Annotated in this window: 19 protein-coding genes and 2 pseudogenes; 10 read left to right on the top strand and 11 right to left on the bottom strand. The window is 60.4% G+C overall.

All coding sequences use genetic code 11. The features are described from left to right. Window positions 1-263: 263 nt before the first annotated feature. The 3 genes from M0954_RS02025 to M0954_RS02015 all read left to right on the top strand — a co-directional run bounded on the left by M0954_RS02025 (window position 264) and on the right by M0954_RS02015 (window position 2,118). Window positions 264-1,220: a M23 family metallopeptidase gene (locus tag M0954_RS02025; RefSeq protein WP_297351344.1), complete on the top strand. Its 957-nt coding sequence runs from the start codon at window positions 264-266 to the stop codon at window positions 1,218-1,220. Further along, window positions 1,213-1,581: a hypothetical protein gene (locus tag M0954_RS02020; RefSeq protein ID WP_297351342.1), complete on the top strand. Its 369-nt coding sequence runs from the start codon at window positions 1,213-1,215 to the stop codon at window positions 1,579-1,581. The genes M0954_RS02025 and M0954_RS02020 overlap by 8 nt, the downstream gene beginning before the upstream one ends. Window positions 1,582-1,692: 111 nt before the next feature. Continuing rightward, a complete protein-coding gene (locus M0954_RS02015; protein ID WP_297351340.1) occupies window positions 1,693-2,118 on the top strand; it encodes a polymer-forming cytoskeletal protein in 426 nt (141 codons plus the stop codon). Window positions 2,119-2,188: 70 nt separating this feature from the next. Here M0954_RS02015 and M0954_RS02010 read toward each other — a convergent pair whose 3' ends face one another. The 3 genes from M0954_RS02010 to M0954_RS02000 form a co-directional block, all read right to left on the bottom strand. Continuing rightward, window positions 2,189-2,956 (bottom strand): hypothetical protein, encoded by a 768-nt coding sequence (locus M0954_RS02010; RefSeq protein WP_122158123.1) that lies wholly within the window; start codon window positions 2,954-2,956, stop codon window positions 2,189-2,191. After that, window positions 2,953-5,025, bottom strand: coding sequence for an EAL domain-containing protein (locus M0954_RS02005; RefSeq protein ID WP_122158124.1), 2,073 nt, complete (start codon window positions 5,023-5,025; stop codon window positions 2,953-2,955). Before M0954_RS02005 ends, M0954_RS02010 begins: the two co-directional genes overlap by 4 nt. Before the next feature lie 170 nt (window positions 5,026-5,195). Further along, window positions 5,196-6,152, bottom strand: a complete 957-nt coding sequence (locus tag M0954_RS02000; RefSeq protein WP_297351338.1) for a LysR family transcriptional regulator — start codon at window positions 6,150-6,152, stop codon at window positions 5,196-5,198. A 150-nt stretch (window positions 6,153-6,302) separates the two neighbouring features. Here M0954_RS02000 and M0954_RS01995 point away from each other — a divergent pair, with 150 nt between their 5' ends. Further along, entirely contained in the window at window positions 6,303-7,124 is an 822-nt protein-coding gene (locus M0954_RS01995; protein ID WP_122158126.1) for an aldo/keto reductase, read from the top strand. On the opposite strand, the gene M0954_RS01990 is transcribed toward M0954_RS01995, so the two are convergent. From M0954_RS01990 to M0954_RS01970, 5 genes are all read right to left on the bottom strand, one after another. Continuing rightward, window positions 7,079-7,876, bottom strand: a complete 798-nt coding sequence (locus M0954_RS01990) for an ABC transporter ATP-binding protein (RefSeq protein ID WP_297351336.1) — start codon at window positions 7,874-7,876, stop codon at window positions 7,079-7,081. The genes M0954_RS01995 and M0954_RS01990 overlap by 46 nt on opposite strands. Beyond that, complete coding sequence (locus M0954_RS01985) at window positions 7,873-8,751, bottom strand: ABC transporter ATP-binding protein (RefSeq protein WP_297351334.1); 879 nt, start codon at window positions 8,749-8,751, stop codon at window positions 7,873-7,875. Before M0954_RS01985 ends, M0954_RS01990 begins: the two co-directional genes overlap by 4 nt. A 1-nt stretch (window position 8,752) precedes the next feature. Beyond that, entirely contained in the window at window positions 8,753-9,667 is a 915-nt protein-coding gene (nikC, locus tag M0954_RS01980; RefSeq protein ID WP_122159499.1) for a nickel transporter permease, read from the bottom strand. A 64-nt stretch (window positions 9,668-9,731) separates the two neighbouring features. Next, complete coding sequence (locus tag M0954_RS01975; protein ID WP_297351332.1) at window positions 9,732-10,772, bottom strand: ABC transporter permease; 1,041 nt, start codon at window positions 10,770-10,772, stop codon at window positions 9,732-9,734. Between the two features lie 3 nt (window positions 10,773-10,775). Further along, window positions 10,776-12,383, bottom strand: a complete 1,608-nt coding sequence (locus M0954_RS01970; RefSeq protein ID WP_122158130.1) for an ABC transporter substrate-binding protein — start codon at window positions 12,381-12,383, stop codon at window positions 10,776-10,778. A gap of 393 nt (window positions 12,384-12,776) precedes the next feature. Here M0954_RS01970 and M0954_RS01965 point away from each other — a divergent pair, with 393 nt between their 5' ends. The 6 genes and pseudogenes from M0954_RS01965 to M0954_RS01940 all read left to right on the top strand — a co-directional run. Next, window positions 12,777-13,187, top strand: a complete 411-nt coding sequence (locus M0954_RS01965) for a rhodanese-like domain-containing protein (RefSeq protein ID WP_122158131.1) — start codon at window positions 12,777-12,779, stop codon at window positions 13,185-13,187. A gap of 105 nt (window positions 13,188-13,292) precedes the next feature. Beyond that, window positions 13,293-13,883, top strand: a complete 591-nt coding sequence (locus tag M0954_RS01960) for a TetR/AcrR family transcriptional regulator (RefSeq protein WP_122158132.1) — start codon at window positions 13,293-13,295, stop codon at window positions 13,881-13,883. Between the two features lie 98 nt (window positions 13,884-13,981). Beyond that, entirely contained in the window at window positions 13,982-14,710 is a 729-nt protein-coding gene (locus M0954_RS01955) for a cysteine hydrolase (protein ID WP_297351330.1), read from the top strand. Window positions 14,711-14,799: 89 nt separating this feature from the next. Beyond that, window positions 14,800-15,267, top strand: a complete 468-nt coding sequence (gene cynS, locus M0954_RS01950) for a cyanase (protein WP_123388245.1) — start codon at window positions 14,800-14,802, stop codon at window positions 15,265-15,267. Between the two features lie 74 nt (window positions 15,268-15,341). After that, a complete protein-coding gene (locus tag M0954_RS01945; RefSeq protein ID WP_297351328.1) occupies window positions 15,342-16,262 on the top strand; it encodes a LysR family transcriptional regulator in 921 nt (306 codons plus the stop codon). 182 nt (window positions 16,263-16,444) lie between these two features. Then, window positions 16,445-16,665: pseudogene (locus M0954_RS01940) on the top strand (LysR substrate-binding domain-containing protein); the annotation flags it as partial. Here M0954_RS01940 and M0954_RS01935 read toward each other — a convergent pair. From M0954_RS01935 to M0954_RS01925, 3 genes and pseudogenes are all read right to left on the bottom strand, one after another. Beyond that, on the bottom strand, window positions 16,642-17,358 hold the full coding sequence (locus tag M0954_RS01935; RefSeq protein ID WP_297351327.1) for an SDR family oxidoreductase: 717 nt from the start codon (window positions 17,356-17,358) through the stop codon (window positions 16,642-16,644). The pseudogene M0954_RS01940 and the gene M0954_RS01935 sit on opposite strands and share 24 nt — an antisense overlap. Before the next feature lie 63 nt (window positions 17,359-17,421). Further along, entirely contained in the window at window positions 17,422-18,093 is a 672-nt protein-coding gene (locus tag M0954_RS01930; RefSeq protein ID WP_123388243.1) for a peroxiredoxin-like family protein, read from the bottom strand. Window positions 18,094-18,368: 275 nt separating this feature from the next. Next, window positions 18,369-18,744: pseudogene (locus tag M0954_RS01925) on the bottom strand (hypothetical protein); the annotation flags it as partial.

Here is an 18,744-nt window from a genome sequence, read left to right as displayed (position 1 = left end):
CTGATTCGGCATCCTGTGGAATCTGGATTCGAAATCTGCGCTTGCTTCATTGCTGCGGCATCCGAATTTGAGATGGTGCTTGACAATGAGAGGGGATAATTTGCGCCCTTGTCTTTCATCCCATGTCGGCTGTCGTCCGACTCATGCTGCATGCCGGTTAGCCCCTTCGCTGTCGTTGTCTTCTCCACCCTGTCTGCGCGCCGCGCTTGCCAGCTCTCTTGCGAGTCCGCATGGCAATGCGCGCCGCCAGCGGAGAGCCGCTAATGTCTTCCATTCTCGGTGCTGGCAGTCGGCTGAGTAGCGGCGAGGTCCGCTTCGTTACGCGGCGCGCGGCGCTTGGTGTCGCTATTGCAGTGGTCGTGGGAGTTTCAGTTCTGTCGCTCGCCGCAGGGGTGGCGATTGGCATCCATTTACCCTCTCACGATGCAACGGGTCGGGGCGCGCCGGCGGCAAGCCGCGTCGAGCACGACTATGCGATCGATCAGCTCGGCAAGCTCAACGCCTCGATGGCGCAGTTCGAGCCGCGGCTCGAACGCCTGACGACGCAGGTCGGCGCGCTGCGCGATTTCGAGGCCCGCCTGAATACGCCGAAAGCGCCACCGCGCGCGCCGGCCAATCCATCCGATCAGGACACTTCGGATGCGGACGGCGAGGGCGGACCGTCGCTGCCGCCGCGGCGCTGCGTCGAAATCGCCACGCGGCCGTCGCGCGGCGACGCGGCTTCGACCCAGCAGCAACTCGATTGCATGCGTGCGACGCTCTCCGCGCTCGAACACGAGACGGATGTGCACGAGGTCGCGTTCGGCGCGTTTCCTGGCCGGATGCCAGCCGATGGCGCCCGCTTCGGCTCGCCGTTCGGCAACCGTATCGATCCGTTTACGCATAAGCTCAGTTTTCATCCTGGCGTCGATCTCGTCGCACCGAGCGGTACGCCGATTCTTGCCGCAGCCGGCGGCCGTGTGATCTTTGCCGGCCCGAAGGGCGGCTACGGCAATGCCGTGGAGATCGATCACGGCAACGGTCTCATCACGCGCTACGGTCACGCGTCGCGCATCCTCGTCCGTGAAGGCGATCTGGTGCTGCCGCGCCAGCACGTCGCCGATATCGGCACCACTGGCCGCTCAACCGGACCGCATCTGCACTTCGAAGTACTGGTGAACGGCGCCCCGGTCGATCCGACTGCCTACCTTGCGCTGTTCGGCGCCACACCCCATGGTTGATCTTCGTTTGGCCCGCGACGCGGGCACTCTCACGCAGCGCGCCTATACGCTGCAGCCGGTGCGCTCGCGCGTCGCTTGCGTAGCGATCTGGGCCGGCGTGCTTGCGTGCGGTGTTGCTGTGGGCGCTGCAGCCATGCGATGGTGCGACTCGCGGCACGCCACGGTGCCGGCGGCGTGTGCAAGCGTGCCGGTTTCGCCGGACGCAGTGCGGGCAGAACTGGAGCGCACGCGCCTCGCGCTCGCCCAGGAGTCCACGGCTCGCTCGACCGTGCAAAAGACCGCCGACGCGTCAGCCGCTGAAGTCAGCCGTCTGAATACGGACTTGCTGTTTCTGCGCGGCCAGGAGCAGAAGCGCCGCTGACCCGGTCGGCGGCGACGTATTCGCCAATCAGGCCATTAGCCTGTCAAACCGGCCCGTCGCCCGGCCACGCAGCGCGCGACGAACGTTTCCATTCCCCGTTAGAGATGACTTATGTTTAGCAAGAAGAAACCCACGAGCATTCAGCAGACCAAGCTCGCCACCCTGATCGCCCACGACGTGTGCATCACCGGCGACCTCGAATTTAGCGCAGGACTGCGTATGGATGGCCACGTGCGCGGTAATGTCAGCGGCAAGGCGGACACGCAGACGTTACTCGTTCTGAGCGATCGTGGCTCGATCGAGGGCAACGTGCATGGTTACGACGTGGTGGTGAACGGTAAGATTGTCGGTGACGTGATCGCCGATCATTTTGTCGAGTTGCAACCCAACGCGCACGTCACGGGCAATATTCATTACCAGCAATTGCGCATGGATTGCGGCGCTTCCGTGGACGGCAAGCTGACGCGGCGCGACCCGGCGCTGGCGCCTACGACGCTTGGCCGCGAGACGAACGAATCGGAGCCTCATCTGATTTGATCCGCGGGACACCGTGCATAGGCCCGCGTGAAATCAGGTCAGGCATGAAGGCTTGAGGCAAGGGTGACGCCTAATCCCGAAGCACGGCCGACTCGGAAAAAGCCGGTCCCCCGGGCCGCAGCGCCGGATTGAGCAGGGCGGGACGTTGCGCTGCACCTTTGTCGAGATTGGCGAGCATGCGCTGTTCGGCCAGCAGATGTTGCAAGGCCAGCATGATCAAGCCGATGACCAGAAGCAGGTCGCCGGCAAACACGATGGCATACACAGCCGACGTGGATTGCGGGTTGCCCAGTATCAGCGACGCATTGGCCCGGTTTAGCAGTACCAGCGTAAGCGGCACCGCTGCGTTGAGGCACGCAATCACGCTTGCGATCGCCACCATCATGCGCGCCGGCCCGAGATCCGGACGGCGTCTGCGGCAGACCTCATAGAGTGTCAGCGCGCGGCACGGCAAGAAGAACAACGTCAGGAGCGCGGCACGAACGACAATCGGCGCGTGCAACAGGTGGGCGAGAGAAAACAGCAGGCAGAATACCGCCGTCACCGCTAAAGCCGCACGCAGCGACGCGGGAGCGCCGAACAGGGCGCGCGTGCCCATCCATACGAGGATCCGTGACTGCAGGCTAAAGGTGGCCGTTGCGACCAGCAGCGCACTGGTGTTCCAGACCAGATGCAGTCCGAAACATGCCGCCGCCGCACTCATCAGCAGAAACGCGGCCGACCAGAAGCGGAACGCCTCAACACGCTCGAAGATGCGCGAGAGCGCGATTGAAACGATGCCGCTACATAAGAACGTCATCAGGCAAATCGAATTAAACGTTGCTACGTCGAATCTCATGAAAGCTCCGCCATCCGCTCCTTGAGCAGGTCGCCGAAGGCGTCCGCGGCCAGCGGCCTGCCGAGCAGAAAGCCCTGCATCTCGTCACACATCATGGCTTTGAGCTTGCCGAGTTGCGTCGACGTTTCGACGCCTTCGGCCACCACATCCATGTCGAGGGAGTGTGCGAGCGCGATGATGGCGGAGACGATCGCCGCACCTTCCGGACCTTGATCGTCGAGACCGTTGGTGAAGAAACGGTCTATCTTCAGTTGCTTGACGCGAAAGCGCTGCAGGTAGGCGAGGCTCGAGTAGCCGGTGCCGAAATCGTCGATGGCGATTTCGAAGCCGAATTCCTGAAACTCGCGGATCATCTCGATCGTTTTGGGGGCGTCCTGCATGGCCACGGTTTCGGTAATCTCGAACATGATCTGGTCGCAGGCCACCCGCTCGCTCTTGACGATATCGAGTACGGTGCTGACCAGGTTCGGTTGCGAGAGCTGACGCGGCGACAGGTTGATCGCCACCTTCATTGACGGCAGGCCTTCGTCGATCCAACTGCGGATTTGCCGGCAGGTTTCGCGCACCACCCAGTAGCCGATCTGCACGATCTGGCCGGAGCGTTCGGCAATCGGAATGAATTCCAGCGGCGGCAGCGTGCCAAGCACCGGATGGTTGAGGCGGATCAGCGCCTCGGCGCCTGCCAGCTCATTGCTGTCGCCACGGAATTTAGGCTGGAAATTCAGTGTGAAAAGGCCCGAGCCAAGTGCCTCGTGCAATGCGTTCTGGATTTGTAGCGTGCGCGTCGCCGCTTCGTTCATGCTGGCCTCGAAGAAGCGCCAGGTGCTGCGGCCAGCGCGCTTGGCCTCGTACATGGCTGCGTCCGCGTGCTTGAGCAGGGTCTCGACGGTGTCGCCGTCCTGCGGGAACAGCGCGATGCCGATACTCGGCATGACCTGCAACGGCTCGTTGTCGTTCCACACACCTTCGCGCATGCGCTCGAGGACGCTCTCTGCGATCAGGCGTGCGTCCTGACTCGCCACCAGATTTTCCGCGAGCACCACGAATTCGTCCCCGCCCAACCGTGCCACGGTGTCGGTGACGCGCACGCAGGCTTGCAGGCGCTGCCCAAAGGCGGCGAGCACCTGGTCGCCAACGGAATGGCCGAGCGAGTCGTTGATGGTCTTGAAGCCGTCCAGATCCATGAACAGGACTGCGAACACGTTGTTGCGGCGGCGTGCCAGCTGGATGGCCGATTCGATCCGTTCGGTGAGGGTGGTGCGGTTCGGCAATCCGGTCAGGGTGTCGAGCGTAGCGAGGCGCACGATCTGTCCGTTCAGGTTGGTCACGGCGCTCGCGAGGAAGGTGGTGCGCGCGTCGAAGCGGGACAGCATCAGCGTAACGATCAGGATTGCGAAGGTGAACAGGATCACGGCCGTCGCCAGCCATTCGGTGTTCACACCCTTGGCCGCACCGCAGATGGCGCCTACCGGAAAGCTTGCCGCCGCCATACCGGAATAGTGCATGCCGCTGATGGCCACGGCCATCACCAGCGCCGCGCCAACACGCCACCGCGTGACGTTGCGCTCGTCGTCGTTGCGCAGCCGGCGCGCGATTAGCAGCGCGGCCATCGAGGCGCCAATCCCGATCGCAATCGATGCGGCGACCCAGCCTGGCTGGTAGTCGATGCCAGGTTGCATGCGCATTGCCGCCATGCCGGTGTAGTGCATGCCCGCAATGCCGAGTCCCAGCAGCACACTACCGGTCGCGAGATGCGCGAGGGTCAGCCGCGCGCGCGTCGTGGCAAGCAGCGCCAGATACGACACGCCCACGGCGATGGCGAGCGAGAGGCCGGTCAGCGGGAAGTCGTAGCCGAGCGGAATGGGTAGCGACAGCGCCAGCATGGCGATGAAGTGCATCGACCAGATGCCGACGCCCATTGCACCCGCACCGCCGGCGAGCCATGCGTGCCGCAGGCGTGACGAGGCGAGCAGAGAAATGCGGCCGGTGAGGTCCAGGGCGGTATAGGACGCGAGGGTCGCTACGGCGAACGAGGCGCCTACCAGCCAGAAGTTGTATGTGCCAGGCATATTTAGTCCAGCCAAATAGGGAGGGACAGCTCAACTGGTTATCGACCGCTGGCAGGATTTGTTTAATTAATTGTGAGGATTTTTTCAATAGATTTAAGGATTTGGGAGATTTTTGCGGCTATTTTGCCTGAGGATTGCCTGACATCGGCTCGAATCCTTCGTTGAGCGAATCAGGCACGCCGGCGGGTAGAAGTACCGGATGCGGATTTACGAGCGGCCGGTGCGGCTGCCGATAATGATTCGAGGCAGAAGCTAATGAACGCCTCGACTTTTGCAGCCCGATGGCGTCGCGACGGAAAGAGCGCATATAACGGAAATCTTTCGTCTGACCAGTCCGGGAAGATGTCCACGAGCAAGCCATCGCGCATCATCTGCCCGACGCCAATCTCCATCACCTGCGCGATTCCAGCGCCAGCGATACACGCGCCGAGCATGGTTTCCACATCCGACACGAGGAGGCGCCCCTCCGCGGGTATGTCCATGATCTTCTTACCCCGATGGAACTCCCACTCGAAGGGTTTGGCCGTCACCGGGTTATAAAACATGATTCGCTGGTGTTTCTTCACCTCATCAGGCGCTGCTGGCCTACCGTGCTCAGCCACATACCGTGGAGATGCGACCGTAATGATGCGCGTCTCAAGCAGCTTGCGCGCAATCAGTGATCCTGTTGGCGGGGGGCCGAAGCGCACCGCGAGGTCAAATCCATCTGCCACGAGATCGCCAACGTCATCGCGCATGATCAGCTCAAGCGAAAGGTCAGGATGATGCGCCAAAAAATCTGGCAATCTCGACGCCAGTACCGTCCTCGAAAAGAACGGGTCGACGTTAACACGAAGCTTTCCCTGCACGACGTTCGCTGAGCCCGAGGCCGCTGAAGCCGCTTCTTCGATGCCGGTCAGATGCGGGCCGACCGCGTCATATAGGCGCCTGCCTTCGTCGGTCAGCGTCTGCGAGCGCGTCGTACGGTCAAGCAGCCGCACGCCCACCCGCTTCTCGAGGCGCGAGACAGCGCGGCTAACACCGGATGGCGACAATCCGAGAGCGTCCGCCGCGCGCACGAAACTACCGCTTTCCGCGACCGCGGCGAGTACGGTGATGCCAGAAAACAGCCGGCCGTCAAACGTCATACGCTCTCCACGATTAATTTCATTCAGATAGTTTAATCACGAGTGATTTGAGCGGCACGTACTTTATTCAATAATAAAAAGATGAGAAATTGTTAGCTGAGCGCTGCGGCGGCTTGCGCTGCGGACCAGAACCAGCTTGGGAGAGCATCAATGGAAGCTTTGAAGACACACGGAATTGAACTGCCGCGCCTCGGATTTGGCACATTCCGCATGCCGGGTGGAGATTGCCAGCCGGTAGTCGAGAGTGCCCTCGAACTCGGTTATCGGCACATCGACACCGCCGAGATGTATCAGAACGAGGAAGCGGTAGGCGCCGCCATCGCGGCCTCGGGTCTTGCGCGCGAGCAACTGCACGTGACGACCAAGGTGTGGCACGAGAACCTCAAGCCGGAGTCCATCCGACGGGCTCTGGACACGAGCCTCGGAAAGCTCGGCGTCGACTATGTCGATCTGTATATGGTGCATTGGCCATCGCGTGACATGGACCTCGGCGCAATCATGGAGACGATGCAAGGCTTTCTGGAGAAAGGCACGGTTCGGGCAATCGGCGTATGCAATTTCAACCTGACGATGCTGCGAACAGCGGTCGAGGAAATCGGCGCACCCATCGCTTGCCACCAGATCGAATACCACGCGTTTCTCGCGCAGTCGAAAATGCTGAACTACCTGCGGGAGAAAGGCATTCCGCTCGTTGCTTATGCTCCGCTTGCGCAGGGGAGGGCGGCGAGCGACCCCGTGCTGCAGGGAATCGGCGCCAGACATGGCGTGAGCGCCGCCCAGATTGCACTTGCCTGGCTCCTGGGGCAGGATGGGGTTGCCGTCATTCCTAAGGCACAACGGCGCGAAAGTCAGAAAGCCAATCTCGATGCTCTGGCGGTGAAACTCGACGACGACGACCGGCGCGCTATTGCCGTGTTGCCGAAGGATCACCGTTTCGTGACGCCGCCGTTTGCACCGGAGTGGGACGCGTAACTGGGCTCACGCTGATAGCCCCCGGTCGCGATCAGCAGGCTGCGGGTGTACTCATGCTCGACCCGTTGCGCACGAATCGACGCGATATCGCACTGTTCGACGATTTCACCATTGCGCATCACGGCGACACGCTGGCAGAAAAAGCCGACTACGGCGAGATTGTGACTGACCAGCACCATGGTCAGCCGACGCTCGCGATGGAGCCGTCGCAGCAGGTTGAGAATCTCGGCCTGCACGGACACATCCAGCGCGGACGTCGGCTCATCGAGCAGCAATACTCGCGGTTCGACAATCAGCGCCCGCGCGATTGCAACGCGTTGCCGCTGACCTCCCGACAACTGATGCGGATAGCGAAAGCGATACGCGGGACCTAACCCGACTTCGCCCAGCGCATCGACGATGCGTTCGTCCTGCCGGTCGATGCCGTTGATGGTGAGTGGCTCACGCAAGGTCTGATCGACGGTGAAGCGCGGATGCAACGAGCCGTACGGATCCTGAAAAACCATTTGCACGTCGCGTCGAAACGCGCGAGGGACCTTTTCCCCGAGGACATGGGAGCCGATCTTCATATGGCCGCTGGCGATGGGCGCGAGGCCGCTCAGCGCGCGCAGTATCGTTGACTTGCCGGATCCAGATTCGCCGACCAGCCCGAAGACTTCTCCTTCGCCAACATGAAAGCTTGCCTCGCGCACTGCGTCGACGTGACCGGTCTTCGTCCTGAAGCGGACCGTAAGGGCGCTGACGTCGATCATGCCGACTCTCCGGTCGATTCCGCGAGCCACGCTGCGTCCCGCTTTAGTACAGGCAGTTCGTCGGGTGGATCGATGAGCGGGGGATTCGCCGCGAGCAGGCCGCGCGTGTAGGGATGCTGGGCATGGACAAGATCGCGAGCGGCGCAGGTTTCCACCACGCGCCCCGCGTACATGACGACGACGCGGTCGCAGAACGACATCACGAGCGGCAGGTCGTGGCTGATGAAAATGAGGCCCGTGTTGTGCTTTTCGATCATCTCGTCGAGAATCCGGAGCACCTGCATCGAGACGAGCACGTCGAGCGCGCTGGTCGGCTCATCGGCGACGAGAAGTCGTGGGCCGGATGACACCATCATGGCGATCATCACGCGTTGTCCCATGCCGCCTGACAATTCGTGCGGGTAGGCATCGGCGACACGCTCCGGATCGCGGACGTGCACTGCGGCCAGCGCCGCGATGATCTTCTCGCGCATCTCGCGGCGGTCGAGTTTCGGGCTGTGCAGATGGAACGCCTCGCGCATCTGCTGCGCGACGGTCATCACCGGGTTCAGCGAGTATTTCGGATCCTGCAGGATCATGCTCATCTGCCGGCCGCACAGTTGCCGGCGCTTGCGTGCCGACATCGCCAACAGGTCCTGGCCATCGAACTTCATCGTCTTTGCCTGGCATAGCGCGTCAGGCGGCAGCAAGCCGAGCAGCGCACGCCCAGTCAGCGTCTTGCCCGAGCCGGATTCGCCGACGATGCCAAGCCGCTCGCCGCGATGCAGCGTTAGCGACAGGCCGCGCACGGCGTCCGTCAATTCACCGTCGTGACCGCGAAAGCCGATCCGCAACTCGTCGATTTCACACAGGGGTTGGGTCATATCCGTTGGCATGTCAGCCTCCATGGCGCGGATCGAAGACGTCGCGCAGACCGTCGCCGAGCAGGTTGAAGGCGAGACTTACCAGCAGAATGGCAAAACCCGGAATAGTGGCGACCCACCACGAGTCGAGCAGGACGTTGCGGCCCGACGCGACCATGAAACCCCACTCGGGGCTCGGCGGCTGCGCGCCGAGACCGAGAAACCCGAGACCCGCGACGGTGAGAATGATGCCGGCCATATCGAGCGTCGCACGCACGATCACCGATGACGTGCACAGCGGCACGATATAACGCAACAGGATGCGCATTTGCGATGCGCCCTGCAGCCGCGCGACGTGAATGAAATCGGCCTGCACGAGCCTCAGGGTCTCCGCGCGCGCGAGGCGCGCGTACGCCGGCCACGCTGTAATCGAAATCGCGATCACTGCGTTGATGACACCGGGTCCCAGCGCGGCCGCGAACGCGAGCGCAAGCACAATCTTCGGAAACGCGAGGGCCACGTCGGTGATGCGCATCAGCACATTGTCGACCCAGCCGCCAAAGAAGCCGGCTGTGGTGCCGATCAGAAGGCCGATGGGCACCACGATCACCACGACGAGAATCGCGATCGAAAGCGTGAGCCGCGAGCCGTAGATCAGCCGCGAGAGGATGTCGCGGCCAAGCTGGTCGGTGCCGAACCAGTGCGACGGCGAACCCGGAGGCAGAAGGCGGTCTGAGAGGACTTGTTGCAGCGGGTCGTGCGGCGCGATCAGCGGCCCGCTTGCCGCGACGATGATCAGCAACGCTAGAATCACAAAGCCGAACACAGACAGCGGATTGCCCGCAAAGCGTCGCCAGCGCCGATAAGCGAGACCGAGCGCGGCCTGTCGACGTGACGCGGGCGTGTCGCTCAGCAGCCAGTCTTTCCACCGCCGGGGACCGGTGTTCATCGGCGAGTCCTGCGTTTGCGTCGATTGATCGGATGAGGGAAGCGCCAAATGGATCTCCGGAACATCAGCGGGCGCGCGGATCGAACACGCGATAGAGCGCGTCGGTCAGCAGATTGAGCGCGATGAACGTGACACCGATCACGAGCGTGCTGCCAAGCACGGCGTTCATGTCGGCGTTCAGCAGTGCACCCGTCAGATACGAGCCGATACCGGGCCAGGCGAACACGATTTCGGTCAGCACCGAGCCTTCGAGCAGATAGCTGTATGTGAGCGCGATGACGGTAAGAAGCGGCACGGCGATATTGCCGAAGGCGTGACGCCAGATTACGCGGTGCTCGGGCAGGCCTTTTGCGCGTGCCGTGGTGATGTACTCCTGGCTCAACTGATCAAGCATGAACGAACGCGTCATCCGGCTCAGATAGGCGACCGAGTAGTAGCCGAGGATGGCCGCCGGCAACGCGATATGCGAGAACGCGTTGAAGAACACGTCCCATTCGCCCGCGATCAGGGAGTCGACCAGCAAGCTGCCCGTATGCGTATCGACCATGCCGTCGAATACCGGATCGACGCGTCCTGGGCCGGCTACCCAGTGCAGCTTCGCGTAGAACAGCAGCAGTCCCATCAGCCCAAGCCAGAACACGGGTACCGAGCTGCCGACAAGTCCAATAAAGCGTGCGACGTGATCGATCCAGCGATTGTGGCGTACGGCTGCGATTACGCCCAGAGGCACGCCGATCAGCACGCCGATCATGGTCGACAGGGTGGCGAGTTCGATCGTTGCCGGGAACACGCGCTGGATATCCTCGATAACGGGGTGCGCCGTCAGCAGGGACATGCCGAAGTCGCCATGCAGCACATCGCGCACGTAGATCAGGAACTGCACGGTGAGCGGCCTGTCGAGCCCGAGCTGCAGGCGAGCGGCCGCATACGCTGTCGCCGAGGCACGGTCGCCGAGAATCGCCAGAACCGGGTCGATCGGTATTTTGCGGCCGATCACGAACGTGACCGCCAGCAGGCCGGCGAAGGTGATCACGAGCGTGACGACCCAGCGCGCAAGACGCAAGGTCCAGCGAACACTGGCGCTATTAGCTGAAAGCTTGCGCATGCGCTACTGTTTCTTCAGATCGCGATACGACACGAGGTCGTTGATCGGACCCACGTCCAGACCTGTCACCCCCGGCCGCGCGGCCACCTGTGAGACCTGCTGGAACATGATCACGAAGGGTGAGTTCATGAGCATCTGCTTCTGCATCGTCTGGTACAGCTCGGCGCGCTTGACGGTCGACGACTCGGCGAGCGCCGCAGTGGTTTCCTTCGTCAGATCAGGAATACTCCATGAATTACGCCACGCAAGCATCTTGTAGGCCGACTGGTCGGAGTTGTCCGGATTCCAGGCGAAGCCTTGCGCATTGCTGTGTGGGTCGATGTAGTCTGCCGACCATTCGCCGATATAGATGTCATGCATGCGTGAGCGGTACTTCGCAAGCGTCTGCTTGTTGTCGCCCGGGATGAGCTGAACCTTGATCCCGGCCTGGGCGAGATTGGCCTGAACGGCCTCGGCTATTTCGCCGTACGGGTAGCCGTTACGCACGTCCATTGTTACGGAGAAGCCGTTCGGAAAGCCCGCTTTGGCCAGTAGCGCCTTGGCCTTCGCGACGTTCTGCTGGTAAGGATTGGTGTTCAGCGCGCCGAGAAATCCTTCCGGGAGGAACGTTTCGTGCACCTTGTAGGTGGTCTTCGCGACGTTGCTCTGGATACCGTTATAGTCGATCAGCCACTTCATCGCTTCCTGGACTTCCGGTTTTGCGAGCGCAGGATTCTTGACGTTGAGGCCGAGGTACAAAAGCGTGGCCTGCGGCACGGCGCTCACCTGCGCCTTGCCGGACTTCGTCAGTGCGGCGAGATCGTCCGGGCTCAGATTGCGCGCTACATCGACGTCGCCGTTCTCGAGCAGCAGGCGCTGGCTCGATGCCTCCGGCACGTGACGTAGCACAATGCGCTTCATCGCGAGCGGAAAGCGATAGCCGTCGAAGCGCTGCAGCACGATGCTGTCGTTGGCCGTCCACTTGACGAGTTTGTAGGCGCCGGAGCCCGCCTCGTTCGTGCGCAGCCAGTCGTTGCCGAAGTCATTGCCTTTCTGGTGCGACAGCAGCAACTGCTTGTCCACCACCGATGCAGGCCACGCGCCGAGCACGTTCAGGACGAACGTCGGCGCGTATTTCTGGTCCGTCGTCACACTGACGGTTGTGTCGTCAACCTTCCTTACATTGCCAAGCACGTTGTCCTTGGTGAGGCCAATGCCTTGCAGCACGGCGGCAGCACCTTTGTCGAGCAGGACCGTGCGCTGGATCGACCAGGCGACGTCGTCGGCGGTCAACGGATTGCCCGAGTGGAACTTGAGACCTGGGCGGATCTTGAACGTGAAGGTCAGTCCGTCCGGGCTGACTGCCCATGATTGCGCGACGTCGCCGTTGAACTTCGACGGGTCTTTCAGATCGACCCTCACCAGCCGGTCATAGGTATTCGCCACGTATTCCTCCGGCACCAGTTCGTAGACCTCGCCTGGATCGAGCGTGGTGAATTCGTCGAGGAAAGTCGCCATGACGAACATGTCTTTCGGTGTGGCCGCCATTGCGGGGCCGGCCGCTGTGAACGACAGGATCAAGGTGGAGGCGATCGCTGCCGCCGCCAGTGCATTGCGCAATACCAGTTTCATGGCCGCTCCATAAGGAATTGGATAGAGCGTATCAGGGAATAAAGGTTAGAGAAATCGAATTCCTGGAAGGGCAGGACCTGCATGGAGCGACGCTTGATGTCGGTCCGGTTCGCGAGCGACAAGGTGCCGACATGGGATTAATAGCCAAAAGCTTTGGACAGCCAGGTATCTGCCATGAAAACTATGACAGGTCGTGCTTTGCTCAACTTCAACATTGCCACCGACGTGACGGCGTGACGGCGGTGCAACGAGAAACGAATTGTTCAGGGGCGACCCGATAACATGGCTGCACGATATGGCGCGATGTTACCGGTATATGGCCTTTGCGCCACTGGCCACCGAGGCATGAGACCCGGAAAATCCATTGCAACAATACATGCATAGGAGATTTATATGTCCCCAGTCTCAGCCGTTCCGGCCGCCGATAGTGCTGTAGCGCTCGCTCACTTCGGTACTTCGTTGTCGTTCGAAACCGATTGCGCTGATGTCCATGCGGCGCTTGAGAGCGACGACCCGCTTGCCGTCGACTTCGTTCTGCTCGACGTCCGTAGCCCTGCGCATTTCATGCGTGGCCACGTGCCAGGCGCGTTGAACCTTCTGCATGGCAAGATAGTGGCGTCGAAGCTCGCCCAGTATCCGCTTGAGACGCTTTTCGTCACATACTGCGCGGGCCCTCATTGCAACGGCGCAACGCGTGCTGCAATGAAACTTGCGCAACTCGGCCGCCCGGTCAAGGTGATGATCGGCGGCATTACCGGTTGGGTCGATGAGGGCTTCCAGCTCACTATCGGCAAAGAAGAATGACCGATGCCGAGCGACCGGCTGGCGCGATGCTCTGAAAAAAGGATTGACGGAATAATAGATGACCGGTTATCTTGCTACGCGATAACCCTATGTAGAGTGCGAGCCATGCCAAGACCTCCAAACCCCGACGTCCGCTCGCGACTTCTATCGATCGGTCGTGACGTCGTTCTGGAAAGGGGCTTCAATGGCAGCGGGGTCGCTGACATCACAACCGCGGCCAAGGTTCCGAAGGGTTCGTTCTACAACTACTTCGAGAGCAAGGAGCAATTTGCTGCCGAAATCCTGGAGGAGTATTGGCGGTCCATCGAGGAACGGCACGCTCCCATTCTTTACGACGCTCGCATCAAGCCGCTTGCGCGCATTGCCAGATTCTTTCGTGCCATAACGGAGGATCACGCGCAGGGGGACTTTGCGCTCGGGTGCCTGATTGGCAATCTGTCGCTGGAACTGTCGAATTGCAGTGAGGACACGCGGCAGAGGCTTTCTCGCCTGATGGGCTACTGGGAGGCGTCACTGGCAACGTGTTTGCGTGAGGCTCAGTTGCGCGGCGAACTGCGGAAAGACAAGCAGGTGGCCGAGGTGGCTGCTATCCTGGTCGAAGCCTATGAAGGGGCCGTGATGCGTGGAAAAGTCGAGCAGAACGGGAAGGCGTTCCAGCGTTTTGAAAAAGTTGTGTTGCCGCTATTGCTTGGGTAATTTTTTTGTTGTTATTATAAAGCGACTGGTCGTCTATTAATATATCGTCCGTGTGGTAGGCAGACCTGTGTATGTAACTTAACTTCAGGAGATGCACTATGAGCAGCGAAAGCACAACCCAGCAGGCAGCCCGTGGCCCGTATGCTGACCCAACGGATCCCGCGCTCCCGTCGTCTAGCATGACGCTCGACAGGTCAAAGTCTGCACTTGTGGTCATAGACCCGCAAAATGACTTCTTGAGCCCTGGCGGCGTAAGCTGGCCTTTCTTTGGAGAGAGCATTGTCGAAAACGACACGGTCGAGCACATCCGAAAACTGTTCGAGACCGCGAAAGAACTGGACCTTGTCGTGGCGGTATCTCCGCACTACTACTATCCAGTTGACCACCATTGGCACTTTGGTGGCCCACTTGAGAAGGTGATGCATAGCATCAACATGTTCGGCCGGAAGGGACCGACTACGCTGGAAGAGTTTGAAGGTTCAGGCGCCGATTTCCTCGATCAATACAAGCCCTACATTCTCGATGGAAAGACCATCATCGCGTCGCCTCATAAAGTTTACGGTCCCGAGACGAACGATCTGGTGTTGCAACTGCGTAAGCAGGGGGTCTCTCAGGTCATTCTCGCCGGGATGGCGGCGAATCTGTGTGTCGAGTCGCATCTGCGCGAGCTGATCGAGCAAGGCTTCGAGGTTCTTGTGGTGCGCGATGCCACGGCTGGTCCACGCGTGCCAGAAGGTGACGGGTATCTGGCCGCAATGATCAATTATCGTTTCCTCGCTCACGCACTATGGACAACGGAGGAGACCATCAGGCATCTAAAGGGCTAATCTCCGCGCCTGATATCAATCTCGCTCGAGTGTCCGGCCGCCGGACGGATCTCGCTTTAAGGTCGTCAATTCATGTCAAGGGAGCAGTTATGCAAGCTCAAGTCACTCAGGATGCACGTGCCACGCTGACCGCGCATATCCTGGCCGCCAAGGCCAGCAAGGGGCTAAGTTTTAGCGATCTGGCGAAGGACACGGGACTTGGTGTAGCGTACGTAACAGCCGCCCTGCTGGGACAGCATCCGTTGCCCGAGGGTGCAGCGCAAAAAATTACCAAAGAACTTGCGCTCGATGCCGACGTTGCAGCATTGCTGCAGACGATTCCGGTACGTGGAAGCATTCCAGGAAACGTACCCACTGATCCGACCATATACCGATTTTACGAAATGGTCCAAGTGTATGGAACGACCTTGAAGGCGCTTGTTCACGAGCAATTTGGTGACGGCATAGTCAGTGCGATCAATTTCCGCATTGATGTCAAGAGGGTTGACGATCCAGAGGGTGGTTCCCGTGCCATCATCACGCTGGACGGTAAGTTTCTTCCCTATAAGCCTTTTTGATGTTCTGAGGGGGATGCTGGCGGCATGGAAAACATGGACTGCATCCCCGGCGATCATTCCAGCGGGGAACAACAATGAATCGGCTGTCGGCTATGGAAGCCTTCGTAATTGTGTGCGATTCCGGATCTTTCTCGGGCGCAGCGCGCCAGCTACGAATCGGCCAACCCGCCGTCTCGAAGGCAATAGCGCAACTCGAGGAGTATCTAGGTGTCCGCTTGCTATTGCGTTCAACGCATGGGCTCACGCCGACCGAATCGGGTCAGAGATTTTACGAGCACGCGAAACATGCGATCGATTCTGCTGAAGAGGCGGTACTGGCGGCGAGGGGCGCAGGGGCAGCACTTTCGGGACGTTTGCGTGTGAGCGCTGCGGTTACGTTCGCCCGCCTTCATGTAATGCCACACCTTCCGGCTTTTCTTGACGCGCATCCCTTCCTCGACGTGGACCTCTTTTTAGACGACCGCAATGTTGATCTCATCGAGACGGGTATCGACGTTGCGTTGCGAATGGGCACGCTGGTGGACTCATCTTTGACGGCAAGGCGCATCGGCCAGGGGCGACGCCTTGTTTTAGGGACTCCTGCCTATTTCAACAGGGCTGGCGTACCCACTTCGCCGATGGATCTGGTCAGACATCAGGCCGTCATCTACGATCAGCGAGGCGGCGGGGACACGTGGACCTTCCGGCAAGGATCTGTTGAGACTTCAATTACGATACGGGGTCGAGTCAGAGCTACCGCGGCTGAAGGGATTCGGGAAGCAGTTCTATCCGATCTCGGTCTCGTCATCTCAACTGAATGGATGTTTGCACGCGAGCTTGAATCTGGTGCGGTCTCGGAGGTGCTTGAAGACTGGTCGTTGCCTTCAATTGACCTTTGGGCGGTATTCCCTACGGGGAGACAGGCGAGCGCGAAGGCCAGGGCCTTCGTTTCTTTTATGGAGTCACGCATGTTCGGAGGAGATGGGGTTGATTGCGCGGCTCTCGCAGATACGTGAATCTGGCTGATCTTCGGCGGCTGCATTTTTCAAGGTATCTGGAAGCGCTCGGGGCGCGCGACCGAGTGGCGGCGCGGTAGATATCAGGGGATGTTCTTTTGCGTTGTTCCCGCTTCTGTCTAGTTCTGCCTGGCACACCTTCTTCTGCGCTCGACACGCGCCCTCACGCTGACCGATGCGGGCTCGCCTCGGAATGGATGTTTTCTCCTGAGCTTGCCGACGGCACAGTTAGGCTGTACTTACCGACTGGGAATTGCCGTCGATAGATCTGTGGGCCGTGTTTCCGGCCGGCCGCCTCGTGAGTGCAAAGGCACGCGCCTTTGTCGCCTTCGTTGAGGAGATTCCGTGCGTCACTGCTGCCAGCAACGCCCACACACCGTCAGAAGCCGAGCTTGCCGATTGACGAGCCGCCGTCGACGTAAAGCGTCTGGCCGGTCATGAACGCGGCGTCCTCGGAGAGCAGGAACGCAATCGTCGCGGCAATCTCATCCGGCTTGCCAAAGCGGCCCATCGGCACGGCGGATAGATACCGCTGCTCACCTTCGCTTCCCACCGGATTGTTCGCGCGGAACAGAGCCGTTTCCGTCGGTCCCGGCGCTACGGCATTGACCGTGATACCCGTGCCTGCCAGTTCCAGCGCCCATGAACGTGCAAAGCTCACCAGTGCGGCTTTCGCTGCTGCATATGCGGTACGCTGCGTCATGCCAAGAATCGTGAGGCTCGATATGTTCACGATCCGTCCCCACCCACTTGCCCGCATCCCGGGGAGCAACGCCTGGACGGTCTGCACGGCGGGATGAAGATTCAACGCCAGGACGGCGTCGAGGTCGTCGAATTCAATCTCTCCAAGCTGTTGCGGCCTGACCAGTGCAACGTTGTTGACGACGCCATCAAATGCATATCGTCTCGTCAGCTCCTGGAGCACCGTGCCGGTTGCGATGCGATCCGCCAGGTCAACACAGACCAGCTCGCCTGGAAACGCGGTTGCTTCGCGCGCGAGGCCAACCACATGGTGGCCGTCGCGCACTAGCCGTTCGGTCAGTGCGAGGCCAATCCCTTTGGTCGCGCCAGTAACAAGGAAAATACGCCGTGTCATAAAAAATTCCTCTCATGAATCGTTAGGTCGCGCCGAATGGTCCGGCGCGGCACGCGGTAAGGTTCAGACCCGGGCGGTTGCCTTCTCTAGCACCGGGAACAAATCGGACGGGTCGGGCCGGCGAGTGTAGTCCGGGTTGACTTCGGAATACAGCACGACGCCGTCCTGACCGACGACATAACGCGCCGGCATAGGCAAGGTCCAACTGGGGTCGTTGTTGATGGCTGGCAGATCGTTTTTCAGGTTCTTGTACAGATCGACCAGATAATCGGGCAACGCGAAGCGCAAACCGAAATCCGCGCCGGTTTGACCCTTGACGTCGCTCAGCACGGGGAAGCCCAGATCGTTGCTCCGCACCGATTTGCGATTATTGGCCTGGGTTTGCGGCGAGATGGCGACAACGGTTGCTCCGGACGCCTGAAGTTTTTGCAATACCTCGTTGATCGACCGCAATTCAATATTGCAATACGGGCACCACACCCCGCGATAGAAAGTGATCACTAGCGGCCCCTTCGCCAGCAGCGCCGTGGAAGACACATCGTTTCCATCTTCATCTTTCAGGTTGAACATCGGCGCATGCTCGCCGGCCTTTATGGCGCGGCTGGCCTGTCCACTCGCGATAAGTTCGGTGGTGGCGCGCTCCATGACAGAGTGGATCTCTGGAGGTGGTTTAAACGGCAACTTGCCGGCCTTGAAGTCGGCCTGGAAGGTGTCGAGTTTGTCTTGCAGTGACATGGGTACTCTCCGTTGGGAAGAAGGTAGCTAAACATTAATTGCCCACGTCAGCGTCAAGAACGAAGCAGCACTCACACAACGACCGTTGTGAAGCGACACAGGGCTTCGAGTTTCGCATCGGGTAAGGTCGGCGACGAGTGAATGATGAAGCCAAAGACCGCGGCGAAGAAGGTGGCCGCCGTCGATAACACACATTCCTGGCAGGCATAAAGCGATGAACATACCGATAAAGGCGATCGACTGAAGGCACGATCATCGGTTTTGCTTCGGCGAACTCAACCGGTCGATGCGAAAGGTTGCTGGACTCGCTCGACAGGCGTTTCGTGGTTCAGCGTCTTTCGCGGACGCACATTTAATTGTCTTGCCACGACGAGCGTCTTCAGCTCGAGCTGAGCCGTCGTCCAGCCTGATGTCAGCTCCGCCTGAGCAGACGAGGGCGCGTTGGCGCTGCGCGGAGTGAAGTTGATCATCCCGGCCCGTGGTCGTCCGCCCTCGTTCGGGTCATGGTCCAGAGCCTCGCCCAACCTGTTGCCACAAACGTCTTCGAGACGTTCAGAGGCGACGAGGCAGTGCTCCCCGGCGCTCCAGGGGTGGCCTGGAATAAGCTGCGCTGCGGTTCCGTCCGATGCGAGTGACACACGCGTCTGAACG

The sequence above is a fragment of the Paraburkholderia sp. genome (genome assembly GCF_026225065.1).
Taxonomy (GTDB): domain Bacteria; phylum Pseudomonadota; class Gammaproteobacteria; order Burkholderiales; family Burkholderiaceae; genus Paraburkholderia.
This window is presented reverse-complemented; position numbering and strand designations above follow the sequence as displayed.

Bases quoted from the DNA above. Each gene is read 5' to 3' on its own strand.
- M0954_RS01960 (WP_122158132.1), top strand. From the start codon at position 13,293: ATGCCAAGACCTCCAAACCCCGACGTCCGCTCGCGACTTCTATCGATC.
- M0954_RS02020 (WP_297351342.1), top strand. From the start codon at position 1,213: ATGGTTGATCTTCGTTTGGCCCGCGACGCGGGCACTCTCACGCAGCGC.
- M0954_RS01975 (WP_297351332.1), bottom strand. From the start codon at position 10,772: ATGCGCAAGCTTTCAGCTAATAGCGCCAGTGTTCGCTGGACCTTGCGT.
- nikC (WP_122159499.1), bottom strand. From the start codon at position 9,667: ATGAACACCGGTCCCCGGCGGTGGAAAGACTGGCTGCTGAGCGACACG.
- M0954_RS01945 (WP_297351328.1), top strand. From the start codon at position 15,342: ATGAATCGGCTGTCGGCTATGGAAGCCTTCGTAATTGTGTGCGATTCC.
- M0954_RS01990 (WP_297351336.1), bottom strand. From the start codon at position 7,876: ATGATCGACGTCAGCGCCCTTACGGTCCGCTTCAGGACGAAGACCGGT.
- M0954_RS01935 (WP_297351327.1), bottom strand. From the start codon at position 17,358: ATGACACGGCGTATTTTCCTTGTTACTGGCGCGACCAAAGGGATTGGC.
- M0954_RS02005 (WP_122158124.1), bottom strand. From the start codon at position 5,025: ATGCCTGGCACATACAACTTCTGGCTGGTAGGCGCCTCGTTCGCCGTA.
- M0954_RS01965 (WP_122158131.1), top strand. From the start codon at position 12,777: ATGTCCCCAGTCTCAGCCGTTCCGGCCGCCGATAGTGCTGTAGCGCTC.
- M0954_RS01995 (WP_122158126.1), top strand. From the start codon at position 6,303: ATGGAAGCTTTGAAGACACACGGAATTGAACTGCCGCGCCTCGGATTT.
- M0954_RS02025 (WP_297351344.1), top strand. From the start codon at position 264: ATGTCTTCCATTCTCGGTGCTGGCAGTCGGCTGAGTAGCGGCGAGGTC.
- M0954_RS02010 (WP_122158123.1), bottom strand. From the start codon at position 2,956: ATGAGATTCGACGTAGCAACGTTTAATTCGATTTGCCTGATGACGTTC.
- M0954_RS02015 (WP_297351340.1), top strand. From the start codon at position 1,693: ATGTTTAGCAAGAAGAAACCCACGAGCATTCAGCAGACCAAGCTCGCC.
- M0954_RS01985 (WP_297351334.1), bottom strand. From the start codon at position 8,751: ATGCCAACGGATATGACCCAACCCCTGTGTGAAATCGACGAGTTGCGG.
- M0954_RS02000 (WP_297351338.1), bottom strand. From the start codon at position 6,152: ATGACGTTTGACGGCCGGCTGTTTTCTGGCATCACCGTACTCGCCGCG.
- M0954_RS01955 (WP_297351330.1), top strand. From the start codon at position 13,982: ATGAGCAGCGAAAGCACAACCCAGCAGGCAGCCCGTGGCCCGTATGCT.
- M0954_RS01930 (WP_123388243.1), bottom strand. From the start codon at position 18,093: ATGTCACTGCAAGACAAACTCGACACCTTCCAGGCCGACTTCAAGGCC.
- cynS (WP_123388245.1), top strand. From the start codon at position 14,800: ATGCAAGCTCAAGTCACTCAGGATGCACGTGCCACGCTGACCGCGCAT.
- M0954_RS01970 (WP_122158130.1), bottom strand. From the start codon at position 12,383: ATGAAACTGGTATTGCGCAATGCACTGGCGGCGGCAGCGATCGCCTCC.